General features: G+C 48.8%; 22 protein-coding genes. 16 read left to right on the top strand and 6 right to left on the bottom strand.

The window, feature by feature from the left end:
* Positions 1 to 67: 67 nt before the first annotated feature.
* Positions 68 to 1,177, bottom strand: a complete 1,110-nt coding sequence (locus ACQY6Y_RS00565; protein WP_428378365.1) for an SIS domain-containing protein — start codon at positions 1,175 to 1,177, stop codon at positions 68 to 70.
* 170 nt (positions 1,178 to 1,347) lie between these two features.
* Between ACQY6Y_RS00565 and ACQY6Y_RS00560 the strand changes: the two genes are divergently transcribed.
* Positions 1,348 to 2,232 carry a LysR family transcriptional regulator gene (locus tag ACQY6Y_RS00560; protein ID WP_428378364.1) on the top strand — a complete coding sequence of 295 codons (885 nt, stop codon included), beginning with the start codon at positions 1,348 to 1,350 and terminating at the stop codon, positions 2,230 to 2,232.
* A 5-nt stretch (positions 2,233 to 2,237) separates the two neighbouring features.
* On the opposite strand, the gene ACQY6Y_RS00555 is transcribed toward ACQY6Y_RS00560, so the two are convergent.
* The 4 genes from ACQY6Y_RS00555 to ACQY6Y_RS00540 form a co-directional block, all read right to left on the bottom strand.
* Positions 2,238 to 3,119 (bottom strand): pyridoxamine kinase, encoded by an 882-nt coding sequence (locus ACQY6Y_RS00555; RefSeq protein WP_428378363.1) that lies wholly within the window; start codon positions 3,117 to 3,119, stop codon positions 2,238 to 2,240.
* Between the two features lie 124 nt (positions 3,120 to 3,243).
* Positions 3,244 to 4,083, bottom strand: coding sequence for a TatD family hydrolase (locus ACQY6Y_RS00550; protein ID WP_428378362.1), 840 nt, complete (start codon positions 4,081 to 4,083; stop codon positions 3,244 to 3,246).
* The gene (locus tag ACQY6Y_RS00545; RefSeq protein ID WP_428379928.1) at positions 4,080 to 4,832 is read right to left on the bottom strand and encodes a tRNA threonylcarbamoyladenosine dehydratase; all 753 of its coding nucleotides are present in this window, start codon (positions 4,830 to 4,832) and stop codon (positions 4,080 to 4,082) included. Before ACQY6Y_RS00545 ends, ACQY6Y_RS00550 begins: the two co-directional genes overlap by 4 nt.
* A complete protein-coding gene (locus ACQY6Y_RS00540; protein WP_428378361.1) occupies positions 4,819 to 5,784 on the bottom strand; it encodes a putative ABC transporter permease in 966 nt (321 codons plus the stop codon). Before ACQY6Y_RS00540 ends, ACQY6Y_RS00545 begins: the two co-directional genes overlap by 14 nt.
* 154 nt (positions 5,785 to 5,938) lie before the next feature.
* Here ACQY6Y_RS00540 and ACQY6Y_RS00535 point away from each other — a divergent pair, with 154 nt between their 5' ends.
* Positions 5,939 to 8,626: a valine--tRNA ligase gene (locus ACQY6Y_RS00535; protein ID WP_428378360.1), complete on the top strand. Its 2,688-nt coding sequence runs from the start codon at positions 5,939 to 5,941 to the stop codon at positions 8,624 to 8,626.
* On the opposite strand, the gene ACQY6Y_RS00530 is transcribed toward ACQY6Y_RS00535, so the two are convergent.
* Complete coding sequence (locus ACQY6Y_RS00530) at positions 8,623 to 9,159, bottom strand: biotin transporter BioY (protein WP_428378359.1); 537 nt, start codon at positions 9,157 to 9,159, stop codon at positions 8,623 to 8,625. The two genes, ACQY6Y_RS00535 and ACQY6Y_RS00530, sit on opposite strands and share 4 nt — an antisense overlap.
* A 35-nt stretch (positions 9,160 to 9,194) precedes the next feature.
* Between ACQY6Y_RS00530 and ACQY6Y_RS00525 the strand changes: the two genes are divergently transcribed.
* The 14 genes from ACQY6Y_RS00525 to ACQY6Y_RS00460 all read left to right on the top strand — a co-directional run bounded on the left by ACQY6Y_RS00525 (position 9,195) and on the right by ACQY6Y_RS00460 (position 23,757).
* Complete coding sequence (locus ACQY6Y_RS00525) at positions 9,195 to 9,803, top strand: 5-formyltetrahydrofolate cyclo-ligase (protein ID WP_428378358.1); 609 nt, start codon at positions 9,195 to 9,197, stop codon at positions 9,801 to 9,803.
* A gap of 97 nt (positions 9,804 to 9,900) precedes the next feature.
* A complete protein-coding gene (locus ACQY6Y_RS00520) occupies positions 9,901 to 10,533 on the top strand; it encodes a cyclodeaminase/cyclohydrolase family protein (RefSeq protein WP_428378357.1) in 633 nt (210 codons plus the stop codon).
* 2 nt (positions 10,534 to 10,535) lie between these two features.
* Positions 10,536 to 11,396 carry a bifunctional 5,10-methylenetetrahydrofolate dehydrogenase/5,10-methenyltetrahydrofolate cyclohydrolase gene (locus tag ACQY6Y_RS00515; protein ID WP_428378356.1) on the top strand — a complete coding sequence of 287 codons (861 nt, stop codon included), beginning with the start codon at positions 10,536 to 10,538 and terminating at the stop codon, positions 11,394 to 11,396.
* Positions 11,393 to 12,013, top strand: a complete 621-nt coding sequence (gene folE, locus ACQY6Y_RS00510) for a GTP cyclohydrolase I FolE (protein ID WP_428378355.1) — start codon at positions 11,393 to 11,395, stop codon at positions 12,011 to 12,013. The genes ACQY6Y_RS00515 and folE overlap by 4 nt, the downstream gene beginning before the upstream one ends.
* The gene (locus ACQY6Y_RS00505) at positions 12,010 to 13,434 is read left to right on the top strand and encodes a bifunctional folylpolyglutamate synthase/dihydrofolate synthase (protein ID WP_428378354.1); all 1,425 of its coding nucleotides are present in this window, start codon (positions 12,010 to 12,012) and stop codon (positions 13,432 to 13,434) included. Before folE ends, ACQY6Y_RS00505 begins: the two co-directional genes overlap by 4 nt.
* A 157-nt stretch (positions 13,435 to 13,591) precedes the next feature.
* Complete coding sequence (locus ACQY6Y_RS00500; RefSeq protein ID WP_428378353.1) at positions 13,592 to 15,184, top strand: ABC transporter substrate-binding protein; 1,593 nt, start codon at positions 13,592 to 13,594, stop codon at positions 15,182 to 15,184.
* A 256-nt stretch (positions 15,185 to 15,440) separates the two neighbouring features.
* Positions 15,441 to 16,859 (top strand): amidohydrolase family protein, encoded by a 1,419-nt coding sequence (locus tag ACQY6Y_RS00495; protein ID WP_428378352.1) that lies wholly within the window; start codon positions 15,441 to 15,443, stop codon positions 16,857 to 16,859.
* Between the two features lie 8 nt (positions 16,860 to 16,867).
* Positions 16,868 to 17,944 (top strand): serine hydrolase domain-containing protein, encoded by a 1,077-nt coding sequence (locus ACQY6Y_RS00490; RefSeq protein ID WP_428378351.1) that lies wholly within the window; start codon positions 16,868 to 16,870, stop codon positions 17,942 to 17,944.
* A gap of 2 nt (positions 17,945 to 17,946) precedes the next feature.
* On the top strand, positions 17,947 to 18,882 hold the full coding sequence (locus ACQY6Y_RS00485) for an ABC transporter permease (RefSeq protein WP_428378350.1): 936 nt from the start codon (positions 17,947 to 17,949) through the stop codon (positions 18,880 to 18,882).
* Positions 18,883 to 18,893: 11 nt separating this feature from the next.
* Positions 18,894 to 19,772 carry an ABC transporter permease gene (locus tag ACQY6Y_RS00480; RefSeq protein ID WP_428378349.1) on the top strand — a complete coding sequence of 293 codons (879 nt, stop codon included), beginning with the start codon at positions 18,894 to 18,896 and terminating at the stop codon, positions 19,770 to 19,772.
* Positions 19,773 to 19,774: 2 nt separating this feature from the next.
* Positions 19,775 to 20,761: an ABC transporter ATP-binding protein gene (locus tag ACQY6Y_RS00475; RefSeq protein WP_428378348.1), complete on the top strand. Its 987-nt coding sequence runs from the start codon at positions 19,775 to 19,777 to the stop codon at positions 20,759 to 20,761.
* Between the two features lie 2 nt (positions 20,762 to 20,763).
* Positions 20,764 to 21,726: an ABC transporter ATP-binding protein gene (locus ACQY6Y_RS00470; protein ID WP_428378347.1), complete on the top strand. Its 963-nt coding sequence runs from the start codon at positions 20,764 to 20,766 to the stop codon at positions 21,724 to 21,726.
* A 168-nt stretch (positions 21,727 to 21,894) separates the two neighbouring features.
* Positions 21,895 to 22,326: a double zinc ribbon domain-containing protein gene (locus ACQY6Y_RS00465; RefSeq protein WP_428378346.1), complete on the top strand. Its 432-nt coding sequence runs from the start codon at positions 21,895 to 21,897 to the stop codon at positions 22,324 to 22,326.
* 9 nt (positions 22,327 to 22,335) lie between these two features.
* Positions 22,336 to 23,757 (top strand): amidophosphoribosyltransferase, encoded by a 1,422-nt coding sequence (locus tag ACQY6Y_RS00460; protein WP_428378345.1) that lies wholly within the window; start codon positions 22,336 to 22,338, stop codon positions 23,755 to 23,757.
* The last annotated feature ends 96 nt before the right edge of the window (positions 23,758 to 23,853 follow it).

Below are 23,853 nucleotides of genomic sequence, written 5' to 3'. Positions count from 1 at the left end.
CGCCCTCCTTTTGATGATTTTGTTGGACAGCGTTTGTGAGGCTTACAAAAAGATGTCAGGTCGGGTTTTAATCCGAATACTTAGTTTCCATTGCTTTGTGAAGATCGTCATAGGGATCAATAGTTGTATCAATCCCAAGATTGTCTGAGACTTTAAATGCAATAACTTGAGCCGGGATCATGTACTCAATGGCATCAATAAACTCAATATCACCGGTCTGAATTAAAAGATCATTGTTGTTAAAAGTCTTCTTATTGGAGCTTTGGATAACTACAACATTTGAAGTTATTTCAGCTAGTATCTGGGCCAACTTAATTGTTCTATCTCGTTCATAGCCGGGTTCTGTAGCAAGAAGAAATAGCAGATCCTTTTCACTCATGGAAATCATAGGTCCATGAAGTGTTTCTTCAAGTTCATAACAGAATGAAGGTTTACGAACCGATTCTGCAATCTTTAAAGCACACTCATTGACAGTTCCAAAGTTGGCGCCGTATCCAATGAATCTATATGTGTCCGCCGACATGACCATCTCTTCATGCTGATAAAACCAAGAGAGGGCATTATTTATTGTCTGTTCAATGTTATCTGGCAGTGCATTAAGAGCAGATAAGTACTTTGAATATTCCTTTTCCGTTATCTGATTAAGTGCTAATGCAGCATCAATCAAACACATCAATACAAGTAAGAGTGCAATGGTCTGGCCTTTTGTTGTGACATAAGCTTTTTCATGTCCGCCTGGCTTGGCTAAGACCACGTCACATTCGCGAGCAAGAACTCCTGTTGGATTTAAAGTTGTACATACTACGGGAATATTTAATTGGTGAGCAGCTCTTGCCGCATCTACCTGACCTTTTGAATGGCCTGATTCGGCTGGACAAATAAGAAGCATTTGATCTGGAGATAAATGCCTTGTATCAAATCCTATGTGTGAATTAAAAAGCGAAGGAGGATACGCTGTTGCATCGACATTCAGTAATTTTATCGCTGCAATTCTCATAACTTCAGCAGCATATAATGGTGATCCAGCTCCAGTGAGATATATTTTGCGGATATCTTTCTGCTTCATCAGTGAAACAAAATCTTGAGTTATTGCTTTGCGGTTTGAGATTAATTCTCGAATTATTTCTGCCTGTTGGCAAATTTCTTCAAACATAGGGCGAGGGTCATTGGGTTTCATAATGCCTCCTTAACATGACGCAATGGATGACAGAGGAGACTTATCGCTCGAGCCGATAACCTTCAACTACAAAGATACGAGACGTTTATCATGAGGAAAAGCGAATAATATCTATTATAAAGATGAGAAAATCTCATGATAGCTTTGTTACATTAGCTGCAAGGGTAAAAATGGATCTGAATAAATATGAAGTCTTATTAAGAGTTGTTGATCTGGGCAATATGACCCAAGCTGCTCTTGAATTAAATTACACGCAGTCTGGGATTAGCCATATGGTTAAAGATATTGAGGAAGAGTTTGGCTTCAAATTATTTATAAGAAGTAAGAAAGGTGTGACTCTTACCCGGGAGGGCATAGAGATTATGCCTAGGATACGCGCTCTTGTTGAAGCCAGCGATTCTCTTAGACAAAGTGTTGCAAATGTGTCTGGAATTCAAATTGGATCTGTTAGGATTGCAGCTTTTCAAAGTGTTGCATCAACATGGATTTTGCCGGTTGTTCGGGAATTTCATGAGCAATATCCAAATATAGAGATTCGACTTGTTGATGGAACAAGCGATGAGATGGAACGCATGTTACTTGATAGAAGAATTGATTTGGGTATTTTTGTGCCGTCTCCTAGGACAAAACTACAAAAACAGGTTTTAAAAAACGATCCATATCTAGCGGTCGTGCCACCGAATCATCAGCTTGCATGCCTTCAGCGTTTTCCTATAGAAGAGTTTTCGAACTATAATTTTATTCTCGGTTCAATGAGTACAACTCTGCGAGCTTTAAGAGATGCACAAGTTGAGGTTCACTCAAGTTTTTCAGCAGTAGATAATTGGACTGCAATTGATATGGTAGAGGCAGGGATGGGACTTAGTCTTATTCCAGAACTTGAGCTCTCCCTTAGGAAAGGCACTTCAGTTATTGCCATTCCTTTAGAAGAGCCCATTTATCGTGAAATTGCATTGCTCTGGCCTTCTGAGGAATTAGGCCCAGCTGCGACGCTCTTTTTAGATTACTGCCAAACCATTATCCCAGAAGTTATTGCAAAAGATTCTATAAATTAATTAGTTTATGCAAGAAGAGCGGTTACATCGCCCAAAACAGGCTCAAAGCTCACGCCACGTGTTTCAAAGTCGGGCTGAGCAGGGGTAACACGCATGGCATCGCGTACAAGACGGCTTGCAAAATCTACTGATTCACAGAGTGTACGTCCTGTATACAATGCTGCAACTACGCCGCTTGCAAACAGATCGCCGGTGCCATGGAGCATGTAGGGGAGGAGTTCACCAGCAATTTCGAGGGGTTTATCTGCATTGTTGGCATAAGCCACATAGTTGCGAATGATCGGCTCTCCCTCATGCACAACGCCCTTGAGTACGACAGCTTTTGCACCCATGGAGAGCAGTGCGTCACACATACGGCTGACAAATGCCATGTCGACATCTTGTCCTTCATATGGAATGCCCGTAAGAATGGAAGCCTCGGTGAGGTTGGGAAGCAAAACATCGGCACCGTCGACCAATCCTCGTGTTGCTTCGCACATCTCATCGGTGTAGGTAGGATATTTTGATCCACCGTCGCCCATGACAGGATCAACTATACGCAGGGCTTTTGGATACTCTTCATAGAGGCGAAGAATTGCTCCAACCTGCTCGGCAGAACCCAGGAAGCCAGAATAGATACCGTCGAGATCGATACCCTCTTCACGCCATGCATTGAGGTAGTCAGTCAGCATTGAAGTCGTGTCGTGCATGTAAAACGTGGGGAACTTTGTGTGAGCAGAAAAAAGAGATGTAGGCACGGGGCACACGTCAATGCCGGCTGCAGAGAGCACTGGAATTGCGATACCAAGAGAGCATTTACCGTATCCGCAGAGGTCATGCACGGCGGCTACGCGAGGGATATAGTCGCCCTCTCGCTTGTAAAGAGGGGTTTCTTCCATGTTTGTCATACCAATCCTTCCTCAACTCATGTTGTAGGAATGCCTTTACCGGTCAAGGTTCACACAAGCATAGTCTTTAGCTCATACGGTGCAAACCTTTTCGTTTTGTAGAAATAGACTGCACATATTCTTATTACACAAAGAGACTTTGCACGTTGTTATCTATACGACAAGCCAGCTCATCAGTAGGGCAATTTCGTATCTGCGCAAGACCTTCGAGCGTGCGGTAAAGCGAGGTGATAAGAGCTTTGGGATCAGTTGGTGCTTCATATGTTTCAGGAAGATCCGTTTCTAAAAGAAGGCGATCATCAGGTATAAGACGGCAATATTCCCGTCCACGTTTGGTTGCGAGCATACGCTCATTTATGGAAAAACGGCATCCTGAACGAATAGCCCGCCAGAGCTCCTCACAACTTCCCGTGAACCAATGAAAAATGCAACGACAAAGCCCGGCATCACGAGTGCCTTTGCTCGATGAGGGACTAGAAACCACACAGCCAGTTCTCTCCAAAATATCAAGAATAATCTCGCTTGAACGCACGGAATGAATGGACAATATACGCACGAGACCTGTCTGTTGCGTAAGGCGCGCTGCAGCTTGAGCAATAATTCCAAAAGCTTCACTCTGAACCTTTTGAGAGAGCGGATCTACATGATGAGGCGACAAATCTATGCCGACCTCTCCTAAGTAACGCTCATGTTCAGCAAGCTCACAAAAGAGATGAATGTCCTGAGAGGAAAGGCGTCCATCTGCGATCCACCAGGGATGCGCACCAAGCGCCACGCGTACATTTTGGTATGAAGAAAATCGTTCACACGCTTGCTGGTAGCCTTGAGGAGTAACTGTGGTTGCGAGAAAAGATGTATTAAGATCCGCGCAGCTGCGGGCGACTTCTTCGCCATTAGGCATGAGATCTAGATGGCAGTGGGCATCAAGAAGGGGATAGGAATCTTTAAAATCTGGTGTTTTCATTGGTCCAATTCCCATCCCAAACCAGAGAGCTCACAAAGTACTCTTCCTGCAAGCATAAGACCCATTATGGGTGGCAAATATGATGAGGTGGCAAGTATTGCTTGACCTTGCTCATTGGTTGTGTGTGAGGCGTGTGCCGCTTCAGGCGACCAAAGAACTTCAAGTTTAGTAATGTGGCGCTTGCGACATTCTTTGCGTATGACTCGTGCAAGCGCATCTCCATACGTTTCTGAGATGTCAGAAAATCGTAGAAGCTGCGGGTAAAGCTTGCCTGCTCCTCCCATGCTTGCCAATAAAGGGATGTTGTGAGATTGTGCCCATTGTGCGATGGCGAGCTTCTGGGAAACGGTGTCAATGGCATCGATAACATAGTCGGGACGTGGTAATGCATTCAGTTGCTCTTCAAGGCTGCCGCGCTCAAGAAAAGCCTGAAGAACTGTTACGTTGCAAGCGGGATTGATTGCACGCACCATATGTGAAGCAACTTCTGTTTTGGGTTGTCCCAGTGTGGACTCATAGGCAATGACCTGGCGATTGAGATTTGAAGGCGCCACGACGTCTCCATCGACGAGTGTGAGTTTGCCTACGCCACCCCGTGCGAGTGCTTCACAGCAACTTGATCCAACGCCGCCAAGGCCAAGCACCATGACGCGTGCTTGTGTAAGCCGTTTAAGTCCATCTTCTCCAATAAGAGGAATAAGTCGTGTAAAACGATTTTCTTGAGCAGTATGAGGATCAGTTTTTCCCATTGTAGCCACGCGCCTCTTGTTGTTCTTCTCCTACAGCAAGATTTTGAAAACGTCCAGCTATAAAACTGTCAGTAAAGTTTTCATCCACCCACTCTTCAAAGGGAGTTGATGGAGGAATGCCTTCATCGCGAGCAGTTTTTCGTGTAAAACAAGCAAAGGTCATAAAGATATCCACTACAAGATAGACAGTTAAAAGTCCAACAAATATGACCTGTCTATTTGTGGTTGGCATGCCAATGCGATAGAGCAGCTCAAGCATAACATAACGAGCCCAGACAAGACCAATAAGACCCCAGAAAAAGAGAAAACGCCACGCAACCCATTGGGTAATGTGGTCGGGTAGGTATATATAGGTCCATGATTGAGCGTTAAATAGCGTCTCCATCGTCCAGCCGGCAAATTGTTCAAGCAGCCCACCAACTACCGCAGATACTAAAAAGATGGTCATGTCTCCTACGTGATGTTTGCGTAACTCCCAACAAATAACGGTGAGGAGTACTGCTCCTAGACCATAGAGAGGGGAGAACGGCCCCCATACAAGCCCTGGACGTGATTCAAGTAAACCGGCAGTTATAAGCATCCAAATCTGTTCAATAACCAATCCAATAACACTGGCAATAAGAAAAATAATGACAATCTGGTACCAAGAAAGCTTGAGAAGATCGAGGTAGCGTGAACGAGCCTGCGAAATGGCATCATGGATAGCATCACGCTGATCTCGCGTGAGACGCGGTCGTTTGGAGCGCTGCCAAAAATGGTCGGCTTCTGCACGCCATGCTTCCATATTTGAAATGTAAGTGCGAATGCCAAGGGCGTATTGCTCTTCTATTTCATCTGTTGCCCACCGCAAGAGTTTTCCACGGCCAAGCCATGCGGTAAAGTATCGCCATGCACTTATAGCGAGACGAATCAGTACAAAAAGTATGAGCAGCGACGCAAGTGCTGTAAACATGCTTTCCTCCTGTTACTCGTCGCGCTGTAAAATGCAGTTTCACGATTCTGCCATAGAGAGTCGTAGATGCAACCGGCGTGCTATGCTCGTGAGATACAATGCCGGCAGCTTGTTTTAAGCAAGTCCGCAAAAGTCATTGGAAGGTTGGACTTTCGTGAAAGAGATACCCAAGACTTACGATCCTAAGACTTCAGAACCTGAACTTGTACAAAAATGGATGGATGCGGGGTGCTATCGCCGGAGTGCAGGCTCAGAAGATTGCACCGTCGTTATTCCACCTCCAAACGTTACCGGTGTACTCCACATGGGTCATGCAATGGATGACACCATTCAGGATACCTTTATTCGATATAACCGTATGCGTGGTCGTTCTACTCGCTGGATTCTAGGAACCGACCATGCCGGTATTGCCACGCAAACCAAGGTTGATAAGCAGCTTAAAGAACAGGGTATCTCGCGGCTAGAAATCGGACGCGAGCGTTTTCTTGATGCTTGCTGGGATTGGCGTAAAGAATACGGTGGAATCATTGTTGAGCAGATCAAGCGCATGGGCTGCTCAATCGATTTCGAAGATGAAAAATTCACCATGTCACCCGAATTTAGCCGGGCTGTGCGTAAGGTCTTTTGTGACTGGTATCACGATGGCTTGATCTATCGTGGTAAGCGCATTGTTAACTGGTGCCCTTCCTGCTGCACCGCTATTTCAGATGATGAAGCAGAATATAAAGATGAGAAGGGTCATCTCTGGTATCTGCGGTACCCGCTTGTTGAGCCAGTAAATGGAATCGAATACATAACAGTTGCTACCACTCGCCCCGAGACCATGTTGGGCGATACTGGCGTGGCAGTTTCTCCGAGCGATCCGGAAAAGGCTGCGTTAGTGGGCGCAAAGGTCATGCTTCCTATTGTTAACCGTGAGATTCCTATTTTCTCCGATTGGCATGTTGATGCAGGCTTCGGAACGGGCTTTGTGAAGGTTACGCCGGCCCACGATCCTAACGACTACGCCATGGGGCAAGCTCACAATCTTGAGCAAATCAATATATTCGACGAGCATGCCGTTGTGGTTCCTGGCTATGGCGAATTCTCCGGCATGAATCGCGATGAATGTCGTGAAGCTGTTGTCGCATGGTTTGAGGAACATGGTCTACTCGAGAAGATAGAAGAGCTTGACCATTCGGTCATGCATTGTTATCGCTGCGATACAGCGCTTGAGCCCTGGCTTTCTGAGCAGTGGTTTGTTGCGGTTGATAAGCTCAAGGAGCGTGCAACCCAGGTGGTGAAGGATGGCGAGATTACCTTCCATCCCTCTCGCTGGACACAAACTTATCTTACGTGGATGGATAACCTCAAAGACTGGTGTATTTCTCGTCAGCTTTGGTGGGGACATCGTATTCCTGTGTTCTATTGCGAGGACTGCGGCTGGGAAGACGCACTTATGGAGGACACCGATGTGTGTCCTCATTGTGGCTCGGATCATGTCCATCAAGATGAAGATGTTCTCGATACTTGGTTCTCCAGCCAGCTGTGGACGTTTGCCACACAGGGTTGGCCCGATCATCCCGAGCAAATGGAAGGTCATCATCCTACAAAGGTGCTGGTAACAGCCCGCGATATTATTGCGCTCTGGGTTGCTCGCATGATTATGAGCTCCCTCTATTTCACCGATGAGATTCCATTTCATGATGTGTATATCTACGCTACTATCCTTGCTAAGGATGGCAGCCGTATGTCAAAGTCCAAGGGCAACGGCGTTGACCCGATGGACCTTATGGATAAGTACGGCGCAGATGCTATGCGCTTTAATCTTCTTACGCTTATCACGAACAATCAGGATGTTAAGTTTGACGCCAATATCGATAAGAAAACGCGTGAACTTATCGATAGTCCTCGTACTGAACAAGCACGGTCTTTCGTTACGAAGATTTGGAATGCAAGCCGCTTTGTAATGATGAATCTTGATGGCTATGAGCCTGGCCCTGCTTCAGCTGAGACTCCGGAAGATGCATGGATGCTCAGCCGTCTTGCCAAGATTGTGGCTGCATCAACCGAGCGTCTTGAAACCTATGAGTTTGGCGAGTATGTTCGTGAACTTCAGTCATTCTTCTGGGGTGAAGTCTGCGACTGGTATGTGGAGCTCTGCAAGAGTCGCCTGCTCGATGGCACGCCTGAAGAGCGTCTGCAGGTGCAGCGTAATCTGGTGTTTGTCCTCGATACATGCATGCGTCTCCTCCATCCGGTTATGCCATTTGTGACCGAATATATTTGGGATATTCTTCCTGCCAGCGGTCTTGATGATCATTCAGCAGAGTTCCTGATGCTTGCTGCTTGGCCAGAGCCAGCTCAGTATGCTTCATTCATTAATGATGCGGCAGAGCATAAGTTTGAGCTTGCCCGAAGGGTTGTTTCCTGCGTGCGTTCAACACGTGCGAGGTATCGTCTCTCTCCTCGTGCAGACCTGAGTGTTGCTGTGCGTTGTTCGGCTGATGATGCCTGCGCCTTGATGGAGCAAGCAGGATTCGTATGCTCTGTGGGTCATCTGAATAGCTTTGAGGCGGGTGAAAACGTTGCTCGTCCTGAAGGCTCCATTACTGTTGTGGACGGCGTGCTGGAAACCTATGTCGCGCTCGGTGGCCTGGTTGATCTGGCTCAAGAGCGTGCTCGTCTTGAGAAAGAGCTTGCGCGTGCAGAAAAGGATCTTTCTGGTGTCGAGCGCACACTTTCTAATGAAGGCTTCCTTGCCAAAGCCGCTCCTGAAGTTGTTGAGAAGAAGCGCGCTCAGGCAGCTGAGTTGCATGATGTCATTGAGCAGCTGCGTGCACAGGTAAACGATCTCGCCTAAGCGCTTTTGAGTGCTGTGAGTGCGCGTCGAACAGCTTGTCCGACGCGCACGCCAATAACCAGCTTGATGGCATCGGGAATAACAAAAGGTAGCACGGCTATCCCGAGCGCTTCTGTGAGTGATATCTGCATCATGAACATGAGCTGAGCTGTTCCCAAAAGATAGGTAATAACAAGCATGGTGCCAGCTGCGAAATAGTCGCGGCTGGCACTTGTTGTTTGAGTGTGTGAGCCCCTTATCAGTTGTGCGGCAGCTGTGCCAACAAAAAATCCCCAGAGATAGCCGCCGGTTGGTCCTGCTATCTGAGCAACACCAGCGCCAAAATGAGAAAAGAGAGGTAGTCCTGCGGCTCCGAGTACAAGATACAAGCCCACTGAGAGCATTGCCTCACCTGGAGAAGCAACAATAACAAGTGCAGAGAGAGCCAATGTCTGAAGGGTAAAAGGGACAGGGCCAAGTGGTAGTGTTACCCATGCGCTTACGCTGAGAAGAGCTATGAGCATGCCACAGCGCGTAATTGTCTGTGCTTTCATGCCTGACTCCTTTGGATGTGCGAAAGGTAGAATTGATGGTCGCTCAGAAATCCACGGTAGCAAAAAATGAGATGAGACGCGTTTGGCGCAAAAAACGTGACTCGTTAGATGTGTCATTGCGCCGCGCAGCAGATGAGGCCATTTTTTCATGTCTGCATGCAAGCGAGCTATGGCGCAATGCAACACAGGTATTGAGCTATCTCTCTGTTGGAGCTGAGGTTGATACAAGAATGCTCATCGAGGCAGCCCTGTTGGAAGGCAAGACGGTTGCGTTGCCACGCTGCGTTGGTCCTCGGCGCATGAGATGGCATACCATACAAAGCCTTGATGGTCTTGAACAGTCAAAATGGGGAATTGAGGAGCCACCCGATAGGGAAGAGACTTTGTTTGACCTTAATCAGGTAGATCAAGCACTCATTGTGGTTCCCGGGTTGGTATTTGATAAGCATGGCATGCGCTTGGGATATGGTGGGGGCTATTACGACACATTTCTCACGCAGGTTACGGGCAGTCCTACTGTTGGCCTTGCTCGTTCTTGTCAACTTGTAGAGGATCTCTCGGTCTTTCATTGTGTGGAAGAGCATGATCTTCCGGTGGAATATGTGGTGTGTGAGCATGAGATACTGCATAGCGAATGTGCCTGACGAGCATCAGAAATGTCATTTTTATTATGTGAAGGTATATTTCATTCATTAAGCTTGGACAGTATTGCTAAAGCGCTGCCGTTGAAGGGGTTAGCTTATGTCACATGAGCTTGCGAATAAGAGTTGTTCGCAATTTGTATATGCGGTTGCGGAAAAAGCGCCTACACCTGGTGGAGGCGCGGTAGCTGCTTACGTTGGCGCACTGAGTGCAGCTCTGGGTGCAATGACTGGCCAATATACGCTCGGGAAGCGTAAGTACGCTGAATATGAGGAAGATGTTCAGAGGGCAGTCAACCATCTCAATGAGCTTTCCGAGGAGCTTGTTACCCTTATGGATGCCGATGCACAGGCTTTTGAGCCCCTTTCTCGTGCATATGCGCTTCCCTCCAGCGATCCAACAAAACCTGCCGTTCTTGAAGAAGCTACACGTGGCGCTCTTGAGGTTCCGCGTAAAGTGGTTGGATGTATCTGCAAAATAGTGCCGTTTCTTGAGGAGCTTTCTATAAAAGGCACCAAGATGCTCCAGTCGGATGTGGGATGTGCAGCTTCTTTGGCAGCAGCTGCCTTAGAGTGTGCGGCACTCAATGTTTTTGTTAATACAGGCTCGTTGGCAGATCGCGAATTTGCTGCAGCTGTAGAAGAAGATATTGATGCCCAACTATCAGAATTTGGCACTCGGGCTCATAGCGTGTATGTTCATGTGAATGACAGACTTCGTGAGAGGGACTAGGTATGGCAACACTGCTCCGCGGTGCTCCTGTGGCAACCGCGCTTTGTGAGCGTTTAGCTGGGCGCATAGAAGCACTTGAGCAAGCGGGTATAACTCCGGGTCTTGCTATTGTGCGTGTGGGCGAGCGACCAGATGATATTGCGTATGAGCGTGCGGCTTCGCGTCGCGCTGAGCGCCTCGGTATCGTGGTGCATCGCACCGTACTTGATAAAAATTGTTCTCAAGATGATCTTGAGCAAGCGATTGATGTGGTAAATGCAGACGCGTCGGTTCATGGTTGTTTGTTGCTGCGTCCATTGCCTGCTCATCTTGATGAGCGCTCGGCATGTGAGCGTCTCTCAAGTTCGAAAGATATCGATGGCATTACGCCCGGATCGCTTGCTGGCGTTTTTTGCGGATTTGATACGGGATTTCCGCCTTGTACTGCAGCTGCAGTAATGGAATTGCTTGACTTCTACCATATCGAGCTCTCCGGAAAACGTGTTGCAGTAGTTGGTCGATCGCTTGTGGTAGGTCGTCCTCTTGCGCTCTTGCTGCTCGGCCGTGATGCAACAGTTACTTTGTGTCATTCCCGAACCAATAATCTTGCCGAAGTTCTTCGTCAGGCTGATATTGTTGTTGCCGCAGTTGGTAGGGCAGGCTTGATAGATGCTGCATGTGTACAGCCCGGCCAAACCATCATTGATGTGGGAACAAATTGGGATGAAAATCTTGGAAGCCTCGTGGGTGACGTTGCCCACGATCAGGTGGATCCTCTTGTGGCGGCAGTTTCACCTGTTCCAGGAGGAGTTGGATCAATAACGACGGCCGTCCTTGCCTCACATGTCGTAGAAGCAGCTGAAAGAATGGTGGACTCGCAGTGACAAATACAGATGCCAACACCGGAGATGAACAGGAGTTTTCCCCAATAGACCTTCCGCGTGCACGCGCTGCTGTGCGGGAACTTCTCTGTGCTATGGGCGAAAATCCCGATCGTCCTGGTTTAGTGGAAACTCCTGATCGAGTGGTGCGTGCTGCGGCAGAAATTCTCTCTGGTCAATGGGAAGATCCCGGCGCCCATTTGCTCAAGCAATTTCGAGAAGAGGGAAATGAGGAGCTGGTTATTGTAAAAGACATTCCCTTTTCCTCCCTCTGCGAGCATCATTTGCTGCCCTTTGTGGGCAAAGCGCATGTTGCCTATATCCCTCGAGATGGTCGGATTACAGGGCTCTCAAAGATTGCTCGGTGTGTAGAAGGCTATGCCCATCGTTTGCAGCTACAAGAGCGCCTTACTTCTCAAATTGCCGATGCGCTGGTGAGATCGCTTAATCCACTTGGCGTACTGGTGGTGCTTGAGGCAGAACATACCTGCATGACAATGCGTGGTGTTCGGAGCGCAGGAGCTTTAACTGTTACCTCTGCTGTGCGTGGCGGTCTGCGTCGAGATGCACGTTCGCGTCAGGAAGCTTTGCGCTTGATTGGTCTCGGAGGACGTGCATGAGTAAAAGCACTCTGTCTTGGTGTTCGCCGTTTGAAGTTCCGGCGATGAGTTATGAAGAGGCACTTGCAACTCTCAAAGGCGTTGGACGTTTTGGAATAAGTCCTCTGCTTGAAACCGTCGAGGACATGCTTGCAGAGCTTGGTCATCCCGACCGAGCGTTTCGCAGCGTGCAAGTGGTTGGTACCAATGGGAAAACATCAACTTCTCGCTATACGGCAGCAATCTTAGCAGGCGAGGGTTTTCGGGTGGCTTTGTATACGTCACCAGAGCTTGTTTCGTATACCGAGCGTATGGAAATAGATGGCAAACCCATCTCTGAGGAGTTGTTTGCTCGAGGCATTGCTCTTGCAATGGAAGCGGGCAAACGTGTGAATAGTCGCCGCAGAGACGCTGGCGAGCGTCCATACGATATAACAGAGTTTGATCTCCTCACCGTAGGAGCGGTCTGCATATTTGCCGATGCTCAGGTGGATGTTGCAGTGCTCGAATGCGGCATGGGAGGCCGTTGGGATGCAACCTCTGCTGTGGAATCAATTGAGGCGGTTGCGGTAACTGGTGTCGGCCTTGACCACATACGTATTCTTGGCGATACGCTTGAAGAGATTGCTTCAGAAAAAGCAGCGGTTATCAAACCTGGACGCGCCTGTGTGCTGGGAGCGGGCACTTCTACACCCACCTCTGTTGAGGATGTCTTTCTTAATCAGTGTGCTCAGCAAGGAGTTACACCAACACTTGTTCGTCCTTATGAGACATGCGATGCGCCAGGCATCCTTGAGAAGGGTCAGGCGCGTGATACCCGTTCGTATCCTGTAGTTCGTTGGCATAACATCCATATGCCACACCGTATTGGAGATACGCTTATTGAGCGCGTAGAAACACCTTTTGCTCTTTATGAGACCGTAGGCTCTCTCAAACCGGCATATCAAGCTGGCAATATTGCATGCGCCATCGCACTTGCCGAGGTGTTTCTTGGTCGCGCATTGAATAATGAGCAGCTTGAGCAGTCCATCGTTTTGTGTCCCACTCCTGGAAGATTTGATGTGGTGCGCGCTGAGCCGCTTGTGCTGGTTGATGCCTGCCATAACCCCCAGTCAATCCGTGCTTTTCTGTCGGCGCTTGACGCAATAGAACCCGATGTAGCTCGTCGTCCTGCTCTGCTCGTTGCTGTTTTTGCCGATAAGGACGTTGAAGGTATTTGTGAGCTACTCGCAGGAGCATTTCCTCGCGTGTATGTCACAGCTACAGCATCTGCGCGAGCCTTGCCTGCCCATCAATTGGCTCAAATATTCGAAGCACATCAGGCCACACCTCAAGCAGTTTTTGACAACGTGGGACGTGCTTTGGACTCGCTTACCGATGAACCGTTTATTGCGTGTGGGTCGATTTCCTTGGCGGGAGAGATTATCGGAGCACTGCGTTAACACGGTGTTTTTTACACTTCGGTACATGTTTTACGAAGTGGTATGCAAAACCGTGTAACTTATTTGAAACATTTTTCAGATATGCATGATAGGCATCATGTGCATTGACCGTCACCGTTGGGGCTGACGGAATGCTTGGAATTGGAGGAGGCAACTCGTGAAGCATCGCGTTGTTACCACACGTCGCCAGTTTTTTGCCGCTCTTGCAGCCGCCGGAGGAGCGGCAGCACTTGCTGGTTGTTCAGGGTCCGGTTCAGGTAGCTCTCAGGCAGCTGAGGGTACCCTCACCATCGGAATTCAGGATGAGCCTGAAGGCCTTGATATTCAGCAGATTACATGGGAGAACTACGTCCACTGGCTCATTTATGAACCCCTGTTAAACTATTCCGACGATCTCTCTCAGGTGAGCCCCGCCTTTGCAGAGTCTTTTGAGGCTTCTGAGGATGGCCTTACGTACACCATCGTGCTCCCCGAGGATGCAAAGTTCTCGAATGGTGATGCGCTTGATGCCAATGCCTATAAGGCATCGCTCGATCGCTATCTTGAGATTTCTCCATATTCATCAGACTATGCTGATGTTGCCTCTGTTGAGGTTCCTGATAACCGCACCCTTGTTTTCCACATGTCAGTACCGGCTCCGTATTTTATTACGCCGCTCTCCAACACCTATAGCGGCATTGTAGATGTGGCTGCCATTACTGATGACGCCGAGTTCAACCGTGCTCCTGTAGCAAACGGTCCTTATGTTGTGGAGAACTGGGAGCAGGGTTCTCAAATTACCTTTGTAAAGAATGAGAACTACAAGACTCAGAACGAGTTTGTTGAGAATAAGGGCGCATTTGCCTTTGATAAGATCGTTATTCGTTTTATTCCCGATGAATTTACCCGCGTTTCTGAGGTGGAGTCTGGCGGTGTCGATTTGATCTTCGACGTACCCACTTCGTCCTATGCAGAGCTTGAGGGTAATGAAGATGTCCAACTCTTCGACTATGAGCAAGCCGGCGTGAGCTATCTGTACATGCAGACCGAGTCTGGTCCTCTTGCTGATATTGCTGTACGTCAAGCCATAACCTATGCCATCGATCGTGATGAGATTCAGTCAACACTTGATGGTCTGGTAACACCTACCTATGGCTATATTTCTTCTGCACAGGCCTGCTATTCAGCCGAGGAGGAGGAAAAGCTTGCTGGCGAGCTTGCCTTCGATCCCGATCGCGCACGTAAGGCACTTGCTGATGCTGGCTGGTCTGATTCCGATGGCGACGGCATTGTTGAGAAAGACGGCGAGCCCCTCTCCTTCGAGATGCTCATTCCTTCTGACCGCGCTTCTCTTAAGAATGCAGCTCCTGTCATTCAGCAGCAACTGAAGAATGTTGGCATCGATGCTCAGATTGTTGAGCAGGAGGCCGCCTACATTAAGGCTTCCATGGAGGCTAACGACTTTACGATGGGTTCTCGTAACTTCGTATGGCTCGATCCCGATATTCTCTACAGCGTCTTTACGCCTTCTTCTGGCTATCCATGGGAAGATGCTGAGATTACCGAGGCTCTTACGGTGGCACGTCAGACCGCTAACAACGAAGAGCGTATTGCAGCCTATGCAAACTTCCAGGATCTTCTGGCAACCCGCTTTAAGGCCATTTCTCTGTTTGCTGACAAGTATGCCATTGCTGCTAAGAACATCATTACGGGCGTTCACGTTACTAACGACGGCCGTCTCTTCCTTGCCGATGCAGGTGTTTCTGAATAACGAAGAAACCTTCTAGTAGGGGATGAGGTTTCCGAGCAGTATGCCTGGCATATAACACAACGTGTTTTGACATGAGGCCTCCCTAAGGATTGGTCCTTAGGGAGGCCAACTCCGGAAAAAAGAGAGCAACCAAGGTGAACGAGAACTTTCAGCCCCGGTTTGCAGATAAATTTGCTCTTGTAGCAAAATCGTCAATTACTGGCTGACACGTTACCAATAATGGTTGCGCGTTCTTACATGATGCGGGGGTACAACAGTGAGCAACGAATTCGACACGCTCATCGTAAATGGCAGGATTCCAAATTTTGCTACTGACACCTTTATTTCAGCAGCACTTGCTCTTAACGATGGTTGTATCGAAGAGATAGTTGATACAACCAATGAGGATCGTATCGACTACCTTACTCATCATGCTTCTGAAGTTATAGACGCAAAGGGTCATGTAGTAGCACCTGGTTTTATTGATGTGCACATGCATGAAGAGAACCTTGCTGAAACTGATGAGTATGGCATTGGTCGACTTATGGCGCGTATGGGGGTTACCACCTGCGTTGCTGGTAACTGTGGTGAATCACCTCAAGATTTTCAAACGTTTTCTCAGTGGGTGAACTCTAAGGGCGGCGCCCCTGTGAACTACCTCATTCTTGCTGGTTACAACAGCTATCGCCAGTCGTTGAGTCTTGGCACTTACGATAAGGCAACGCCAGAGCAATATCGCAAAGCCGCAGCATTAGTGCGTGAACAAATTGAAGCTGGTTGCGCGGGGGTCTCGTTTGGTCTGGAATACGATCCAGGTATCACCGAAGAAGAAATGTATGAGGTTGTCTCTGCTGTGGCCGACCTTGATCCCTTTGTCTCCATCCATTTTCGTGCCGACTGTGCTGACGCGCGTGCCTCACTTGAAGAAATGGCGCGTTTGTCACGCAAGACACAGGTTCGTGTAGAAGCTTCTCATCTCTCAAGTCTTGCAGGTTATGGCTATATGGATGAAGCGCTTGCTTTTATCGAGCAAGAAATGGCAGAGAACCCTCAATTTGGTTATGACACCTATCCCTATACCGCATTTTCCACAGGCATAGGATCGGCGGTCTTTGATGTGGACTGGCGTGCAAAGTGGGGTTGCGACTACGACGCTATTCGCTTCTTATATCCACCGTATCGTGGACAGAGGGCTACACGTGAGACCTATGAAGAAGTGCGCAGCCAGCATCCCGAGCAAAACGTCGTCTGCTTTGCCATGCGTGAGCCTGAAATTGAGGCAGCGATAGTAAATCCGCTGGGTCTTGTTTGCTCAGACGGCGGCGTATATGCCGGTGAGGCACATCCACGAGCTGCAGGATCGTTCCCTCGAGTTATAGCTCGTTACGTGCGTGGAACAAAATCATTGACGCTCATGCAAGCATTGAAAAAAATGAGCCTTCAAGCTGCAAAACGTTTGGGGTTAAGTGCAACCAAGGGTTCAATTGAGCCTGGTAAAGATGCCGATATTGTCATCTTTGATCCTGAACTTATTGAAGACGGCTCTACCTTCGATGAACCGCTAAAGGCGCCTGTAGGCATTGATCGAGTGCTTGTGGGTGGAGTGACCGTAGTGAAAGATAGCGCTGACACCGGTGCTTTAAGCGGCTGCGTTTTGGCAGGTGCTGGCAGGCATGCAGAGAAGACTGAGGGCTAAGGAGACCAATGTTTGAAGAGAGGATTGCTGCTATTGCAGCTGCACATGGCGTAGGCGATAAAACACCGGGCTTTGCGCTTGCGGTTGAGAAGGCAGGCGAGCTGCTTTATGAAGGTGGCTTTGGTTGCGCTGACATAGCAGAGGGTAAGAAAATCTCTCCTTCTGATAACTTCATCATTGCTTCCAATACCAAGCAGATGTGTTGCACGGTCATCCTTATGCTTGCCGATCGTGGTCTTTTGGATTTGGATGCGCCCGTAGCTCCGTTTTTTGAGCAGGTGCCTGAGTATATGAAGCGGGTCACCCCTCGCCAGATGATGGCTCATACCTCCGGTATTCCCGATTATTTTGAAGAAGGTTTTGAGGGTGGATTTGCTCCGGAGGTAATGGCTCTGGCGCAGGCTAACGCTGATGAGGTGCTCGACTACATCAAGACGCTTGCAGGTCCTGACTTTGAGCCCGACACTTCGTGGGCCTACTCCAATTCAACCTATGTGATGCTTGGAGAAATTGTTCGAAAGCTGACAGGTGTGGGCTTCGGTCATTTTCTGGAACAGGAAGTTTTAAGGCCTTTAGGCATGGAGCGTTCCTTCGCACCCGATGATCTTGTGAGTAGAGATCCATGGCTCGTGAATGGCTACTATCACAAAGATGATGGATCTTTCGGTGTGCGTCCCTATGACATGCTGATGGTTGGTTTTGCCGACGGCAATGTCTCATCGAACGTGCAGGATATGCTGAAATGGCATCACTGGCTGTTCGATAATCAGGGGCCAGAACTTATTAAGCCGGAGACAAAAGCTCTTCTTACTTGCGATTATCTCTTGCAGGATGGTACTCCTACGGGGTATGGTTTGGGTTTGTTTTTGGGACGAGACAATGCTCCCAGTGGGAGAGGACGTCATCTTCCCAACCATGCTGAGATTTGGCATACCGGAGGTGCAACAGGATTCATTTCTATTGCATCGAGGTTTACCGATGAGAAGCTTTCAGTAGTTCTTCTCACCAACGATGAGGATATTGATCGCGATGGCATCTTCCTCGATGTCGCCGAGCTGTTCCTCGACACGAAGGAGGTGGACTAAGGGTGTCCCCAACTGCTCGTTATATTCTCAACAGAGTACTTATTGGCATCCTTGTCGTATTCTGCGTGAGTGTTGCAATTTTTGCCATTATGCAGGCAATGCCAGGCGATCCTGTTGACCTGATGACATCTGAGCGTGTCTCGGCAGAGCGCGTTGCTCAGATCAAGCAAAATTGGGGTCTTGATCAGCCGCCCGTCATTCAATATTTCTATTGGCTTGGCAATGTGTTGCGCGGAGACTTTGGTACATCAATTACCACCGGCCAAGAAGTAACAACGCTTATTCTGGAACGTCTTCCTTACACCCTCATGCTTACGGGTGCTGCTATCGTGCTTGAATATGTCGTTTCAATTCCTCTGGGCCTGTATGCAGCAGTGCATAAAGACGGTGCATTCGATCGTGTCATGAATGTTCTCATGGTTGTTCTCTGGTCGATGCCTGCATTCTGGCTGGGCGTATTGCTTATCCTGCTCTTTGCAATCAACTTGGGTATATTGCCTATTTCCGGCTGGTCTGGTCCTGCGTCGTTGATACTTCCAACGCTCGCTTTAGCACTTCCTAACTTTGCTCAGATATTTCGTCTTACGCGTTCAGAGGTACTTGATGTTCTCGACGCGCGCTATGTTAAAACGGCAACTGCAAAGGGTCTTCTGCGCAACAAGGTGCTCATTCGACATGTCCTGCGCAACGCTCTTATCCCTGTTACCGTTACGTTTTTCCTCTCGCTGCCCTGGTTGATTGGCGGCGCCGTGGTCGTAGAGAACGTTTTTGCCTGGCCTGGCATGGGACGCCTTCTCTGGACCGCTATTTCTCGTCAGGACTTTCCTATTGTGCAGGGAATCGTATTTGTAATCTCAGTTCTGACTGTTATCTGCAACCTCATTGGCGACGTGGTTTCTGGCCTGCTTGATCCGCGCGTTCGCCTTGCTCAGGACTAGGGGGTGAAACTATGGCACATGCTCAAACAGCAACTAAGGCTGCACAGAAACGATCTGTACGACCTTCAAAAATAGCGCTGCTATTAAAAAAGCCCATGTTTGTAGTGGGTCTTTTCATGCTTGTTGTGGTAGTTCTTGCGGCGATTTTTGCCAATCAGATTGCACCGCATCCCTATGATGAGCAGAACCTTGCCCAAAAACTTATGGCTCCCTGTGCTGAGTATCCTTTGGGAACCGATCAATATGGGCGCTGCGTATTTAGCCGCATTATCTACGGTAGCCGCATTGCTTTGCGCGTTGGTTTAATCGCGGTTGCCATCGAGTGTTTGATCGGTGTAACGCTCGGTGTTATTGCGGGCTATTACGGTGGCAAGGCCGATAAGATCATCTCGTTCTTTACCGATATGGTTTGGTCGATTCCTCCCATTATCTTTGCAATGGCTATCGTGCTTTTGGTGGGAGCTTCTGCTGAGAATGTGGCATTTGCTATTGCCGTTGTGACGTGGGCACAAATCACAAAAGTCGTTCGAGCAAAAACCCGAACTATCTGTGCCGAGTCGTTTATCGAGGCAGCAAGAACGTATGGCGAATCTGATATCTCCATTCTTGTCCGCTATGTCTTGCCCAACCTTGTTTCCACCATTGTGATTATGGCTTCACTTGCACTTCCATCTGCCATCCTTTCCACTACCTCCATGGGCTTCCTTGGCATGGGTGCTCAAGAGCCGCTGCCAGACTGGGGCATGATTTTGTCTGGAGGCATCCAGTACATCACACGTGCTCCCTGGATTTCTCTGTATCCCGGTGTTGCTATTGTTTGGACAGTGCTTGGATTTAATCTGGCATCCGAAGGCATTAAAGACCTTCTCGACCCCACGATTGAGGTGTAGCCATGGGTATTCAGACCAACGGCACTACCGACGTGGTGCTCGATATTCGCGATCTCGAAGTGGTATACGACACGCCACATGGAGAAGTTCAAGCAGTAAGCGATGTGAGCTTTAATGTGCGAAAGGGCGAAGCATTTGCTCTGGTAGGGGAATCTGGCTGTGGCAAGTCCACCTGTGCTTCCGCAATAATGCGCATTGTCTCAAAGCCAGGCCGTATTAAAGGCGGTCAGGTTCTTTCTCACGGAGAAAATCTGCTTGCACTTTCTGAAGATGAGATGGCTCATGTGCGTGGTCATCGCATTGGCATGATTTTCCAGAATCCTCTTGATTCACTGAACCCGGTTTATACCCTCGGTGAACAGATTGCCGAAAGCCTTATGGTTGACGGGATGAGCAAAGCCGAAGCCATGAAGCGTGCAGAAGAAACCCTGCGCGATGTGCGCATTCCCGATGCTGCAGCTCGTATGAAGCAATATCCGCATGAAATTTCGGGTGGTATGCGCCAGCGTGTCATGATCGGCATGATGCTGTGCCGCGAGCCTGAAGTGCTTATTGCAGACGAGCCAACAACGGCACTTGATGTCACAACACAAGCTGGCATTCTCGACCTCATGAACGATTTGAGGCATGAGCATGGCATGGCGTTGTTGCTTATCACACATGACTTTGGCATTGTTGCCGATGTTGCTGATCGTGTTGGTGTTATGTATGCCGGTCAGATTGTTGAGGTCGGCGATGTGTTCGAGATCTTCGATCATCCAGCACATCCTTACACGCGTCTGCTTATGCGTGCACTGCCCACCATTTCACGAGGAGAAGGTCGGCTTCAGACCATCCCAGGCACCGTTCCTGATCTCGCTGCTCTTCCACATGGCTGTCGTTTTTATGACCGGTGTCCGCGTGCATGTGAGGTATGTCGGAACTACCAGCATGAGCTTGTAGAGATTACTCCGGGTCATCTGGTTGCTTGCAGTAGGGCGGAGGTGTAGTAATGAGCGCAGAACATCTTGTTGAGTTGCATGATGTGTACAAACTCTTCGCCATCAAAGGTGCCGGTAAGGGTAATGCAGTGCATGCTGTCGACGGCGTCTCTTTTAATATCAATCCAGGTGAAACCGTTGGTTTGGTAGGTGAGTCCGGTTCTGGCAAAACAACTCTTGCGAAGCTTTTGCTCGGTCTCACACCTATGACATCGGGCTCTATTTTGATAGATGGTGTGGAGGTAACTCCTCATAATCGTCGAGAGTACCAAGGAAAAATGGGTGCGGTGTTTCAGGATCCGGCATCCTCACTCAACCCTCGTTGGACGGTTCGACAAGTATTGCGTCGCCCCTTGGTGGTAAATCACATAGCCGATGCGGATGCTCTCATTGAAGAGACGTGTGAAAAAGTTGGTTTGGGTAAAGAATTGCTTGACCGCAGGCCTCAGGAGCTTTCTGGCGGTCAGCAACAGCGCGTAAGTGTTGCTCGTGCAGTTATGCTCAAGCCTTCATTGCTCGTGCTCGATGAGCCAACAAGTGCTTTGGATGTTTCAGTCCAGGCACAGACCTTAAACGTTCTGCTTGATCTTCAGGAATCCGAAGGTTTGGCATATCTCTTCATTACTCATAACCTCTCGGTGGTTCGTTATATGGCAGACAGGATCTGCGTTATGTATGGCGGAAAGGTGATGGAGGTGGGGGATACCGAGCAAATCGTTTCTGAAGGAGCTCATCCCTATACGCGCGGCCTCGTTTCGTCTGTTCCGCCTCTGCACCCTTCAGAGCGTTCTCGTGAGCGTCATACGATGAAGGGCGATGTGCCGAGTTTGGTAAATGTGGATGCGGGATGTCGCTTTGCATCGCGTTGTCCTTACGCAGAAGAAGCATGCCGTGCTGCTAATCCTGAGGCGGTTGAGGTAGCTCCTGGGCACCTGGTGTATTGTCGACGCGTTAAAGAGTTGCATTTGGTATAGCGTTTCGTTGCAAATAATGTGTATGTTTGCTGCACGATGTGGAGAACTCTCACATCGTGCAGCTTATTTGTAACTGGCGTGTGCGAAGTTTGTTTGGATGCGGTACGCTTTTCTGTCGTACGTTATTGAACAAGGTTGGTATCAAAGAGAGTTAAAGGAGCGGTCGCTATGTCCGACCTCATTTCACAGCTGCTTACACCAGAGGTTCGCATGGTCCTCTACCTTATGCTTGCGTGTATCGTGATGCTCTATGTACTTTCTATTGTCTATGTCATACGCGATGCGCAACGCCGTGGAGCTGAACCATGGTGGCTCTGGGCAATTATTTCTGTGGTTCCCATTGTGGGATTGCTTGCCTATGTCATTTTGCGTCCAAGTTCCTATTTGGTAGATCGTGAAGAGCAGGATTTGGACATTGCTCTGCGTGAGCACCAGCTTTCTCACTATGGCATTTGCCCTAAGTGTGGCACCCCCATCGATCGCGATTTTATCGTCTGCCCCATTTGCAACACGCAAGTGCGTAATGTCTGTCCAACCTGCCACCGTCCGCTCAATGCAGACTGGAAGGTTTGTCCTTATTGCCGTACGCGCATTCAGTAAGGGAGATCAATGGGAGCCTTTTTCGGTGCTGTTTCGCATCGCGATGTATCTCTCGATGTGTTCTTTGGCGTAGATTATCATTCGCATCTGGGAACGCGTCGAGCAGGTATGGTTTCTGCAAAACCAGACGGTAGTTTTGGTCGCCAGATTCATTCGATAGAAAATACGCCTTTTCGCACGAAGTTTGAGCATGATCTGCCGGAGCTTTCGGGCACCTGTGTGATGGGATGTATCTCTGACGCCGATCCGCAACCGCTGTTAGTTCGTTCTCATCTTGGCATCTATGCCATTTCAACCGTTGGTGCTATTGCCAACACCGACGTCCTTGTGCAGCGCTTTGAAGATCGTGGCCATCAGTTTATGGCAACAAGCTCTGGCATGGTGAATTCCAATGAGCTTGTAGCGGCGCTTATCAATACGCAAGACACCATAGTTGATGGCATTCGTTATGCACAAGATCAGATAGAAGGCTCTCTGACCGTTCTTATCATGACGCAGTCCGGCGAGCTTATCGCTGCACGTGATTCCATGGGTCGCCTGCCAGTGCTTATTGGTAAAGATGACGATGGCTATTGTGTAACCTTCGAATCATTTGCCTATGGCAAGCTGGGCTACACGGATGCTTATGAGCTTGGGCCTGCTGAAATAGTGCGCATTACTGCTGATGGTTTTGAAGTCGTTGCTCCTGCGGGTAACACCATGAGAATTTGCGCATTTCTCTGGGTCTACTACGGCTATCCCAACTCGACCTATGAGGGTGTCAATGTTGAGGTAATGCGCTACCGCAACGGGGAGATTATGGCACGTCGTGAGCGTGAGCTTGGACTGCTCCCTGAGGTGGACTACGTTGCTGGTATGCCTGACTCCGGTCTTCCACATGGTATTGGGTATGCCAATGAGTCTCACTTACCGTTGGCTCGTCCCTTTGTTAAGTACACCCCAACGTGGCCTCGCTCTTTTATGCCTTCCAATCAAGAAGTGCGTAATCGTGTGGCAAAGATGAAGCAAGTGCCGGTTCCAGAGCTTATTCGCGATAAGCGTCTCTTGCTTGTGGACGATTCAATTGTTCGCGGCACACAAATGCGTGAGACAATCGATTTCTTGCGTGATACAGGAGCTTCTGAGGTACACATGCGTTCGGCATGCCCACCGATTATGTATGGCTGCAAGTACCTCTCGTTCTCTCGGAGTCGCTCTGAATATGAACTTGTTGCACGCAGAAAAGTGCGTGAACTCGAAGGCGAAGAAGGAGAGCGTCATCTCGACGAATATGCTGATGGGCGTACTGAGCGCGGCAGATGTTTGCTGAAGTCGCTCTGTGAAGAGATGGGTTTTGATTCCCTGGAGTATCAGACACTTGATGGCTTGCTTGACGCAATAGGTATCGATCCTTCTAAAGTTTGTACCTATTGCTGGAACGGTCGCGAATAAGCCCATTTGAGTTACATGAATAGTTATAGTTCGTGTTGAGGCATGCTAGTTTCTGGCATGCCTTTTCGCGTATGTAACGACGTGTTCTTTTGCCGC

The sequence above is a fragment of the Olsenella sp. Marseille-QA0557 genome (assembly GCF_965119725.1).
Classification (GTDB): domain Bacteria; phylum Actinomycetota; class Coriobacteriia; order Coriobacteriales; family Atopobiaceae; genus Coprovicinus; species Coprovicinus avistercoris.
Note: the sequence above shows the minus strand (reverse complement) of the source record. Positions and strands in the feature narration are given on the sequence as shown.

What these genes read in the sequence shown, in the direction of transcription:
- ACQY6Y_RS00565 (WP_428378365.1), bottom strand. Translation starts at nt 1,177, where the DNA reads ATGAAACCCAATGACCCTCGCCCTATGTTTGAAGAAATTTGCCAACAG.
- ACQY6Y_RS00560 (WP_428378364.1), top strand. Translation starts at nt 1,348, where the DNA reads ATGGATCTGAATAAATATGAAGTCTTATTAAGAGTTGTTGATCTGGGC.
- ACQY6Y_RS00555 (WP_428378363.1), bottom strand. Translation starts at nt 3,119, where the DNA reads ATGACAAACATGGAAGAAACCCCTCTTTACAAGCGAGAGGGCGACTAT.
- ACQY6Y_RS00550 (WP_428378362.1), bottom strand. Translation starts at nt 4,083, where the DNA reads ATGAAAACACCAGATTTTAAAGATTCCTATCCCCTTCTTGATGCCCAC.
- ACQY6Y_RS00545 (WP_428379928.1), bottom strand. Translation starts at nt 4,832, where the DNA reads ATGGGAAAAACTGATCCTCATACTGCTCAAGAAAATCGTTTTACACGA.
- ACQY6Y_RS00540 (WP_428378361.1), bottom strand. Translation starts at nt 5,784, where the DNA reads ATGTTTACAGCACTTGCGTCGCTGCTCATACTTTTTGTACTGATTCGT.
- ACQY6Y_RS00530 (WP_428378359.1), bottom strand. Translation starts at nt 9,159, where the DNA reads ATGAAAGCACAGACAATTACGCGCTGTGGCATGCTCATAGCTCTTCTC.
- ACQY6Y_RS00525 (WP_428378358.1), top strand. Translation starts at nt 9,195, where the DNA reads ATGGTCGCTCAGAAATCCACGGTAGCAAAAAATGAGATGAGACGCGTT.
- ACQY6Y_RS00520 (WP_428378357.1), top strand. Translation starts at nt 9,901, where the DNA reads ATGTCACATGAGCTTGCGAATAAGAGTTGTTCGCAATTTGTATATGCG.
- ACQY6Y_RS00515 (WP_428378356.1), top strand. Translation starts at nt 10,536, where the DNA reads ATGGCAACACTGCTCCGCGGTGCTCCTGTGGCAACCGCGCTTTGTGAG.
- ACQY6Y_RS00505 (WP_428378354.1), top strand. Translation starts at nt 12,010, where the DNA reads ATGAGTAAAAGCACTCTGTCTTGGTGTTCGCCGTTTGAAGTTCCGGCG.
- ACQY6Y_RS00490 (WP_428378351.1), top strand. Translation starts at nt 16,868, where the DNA reads ATGTTTGAAGAGAGGATTGCTGCTATTGCAGCTGCACATGGCGTAGGC.
- ACQY6Y_RS00480 (WP_428378349.1), top strand. Translation starts at nt 18,894, where the DNA reads ATGGCACATGCTCAAACAGCAACTAAGGCTGCACAGAAACGATCTGTA.
- ACQY6Y_RS00475 (WP_428378348.1), top strand. Translation starts at nt 19,775, where the DNA reads ATGGGTATTCAGACCAACGGCACTACCGACGTGGTGCTCGATATTCGC.
- ACQY6Y_RS00470 (WP_428378347.1), top strand. Translation starts at nt 20,764, where the DNA reads ATGAGCGCAGAACATCTTGTTGAGTTGCATGATGTGTACAAACTCTTC.
- ACQY6Y_RS00465 (WP_428378346.1), top strand. Translation starts at nt 21,895, where the DNA reads ATGTCCGACCTCATTTCACAGCTGCTTACACCAGAGGTTCGCATGGTC.
- ACQY6Y_RS00460 (WP_428378345.1), top strand. Translation starts at nt 22,336, where the DNA reads ATGGGAGCCTTTTTCGGTGCTGTTTCGCATCGCGATGTATCTCTCGAT.